This is a genomic window from Seonamhaeicola marinus, assembly GCF_008085455.1.
The window spans coordinates 1-551 of the sequence record NZ_VSDQ01000074.1; the positions used below are offsets into that span (position 1 = coordinate 1).

The 551-nt window shown below is 32.5% G+C and carries 1 protein-coding gene; it reads right to left on the minus strand.

The features are described from left to right. On the minus strand, positions 1-413 hold a 413-nt coding region (locus FUA24_RS00465), incomplete at its 3' end, for an ATP-binding cassette domain-containing protein (RefSeq protein WP_148539597.1). Positions 414-551 lie beyond the last annotated feature (138 nt).

The following is a 551-nucleotide window of genomic DNA, read 5'->3' on the forward strand; positions in this document are numbered from 1 at the left end:
CCAGATAATAAATCGCCGCGGTTTTTTCTAATATGGCCTAGGCTAAATTCTTCAATTAAAGATTCCATTTTCATGCGTTGTTCTTTTTTACTCAGTTTGGTAAGTTGTAACACGCTTAAAATATTATCTTCAATACTTAATTTTCTAAAAACCGAAGCTTCTTGTGCTAAATACCCAATACCATTTTGGGCACGTTTATACATGGGGAATTTTGTTATTTCAGTATTATCTAAAAAAATGTGTCCGCCATTAGGTTTAATTAACCCAACAATCATGTAAAAAGAGGTTGTTTTACCGGCACCGTTAGGCCCTAATAAACCAACAATTTCACCTTGTTTTACTTCAAGAGAAACATCTTTAACAACTTTTCGTCCGTTATAGGACTTCATTAAGTTTTCGGCTTTTAAAATCATATTTGCAATAACGTAATTTTTATTTAATTGAAAAAGTGTTATACAACGCTAAACGCCTTTGTGGCTTTAAAATTGTTAAATGGTTAGTTTTCTTGTAAGGCATCCCAAAACTCATAAGCGCGTCTTAAATGCGGAATT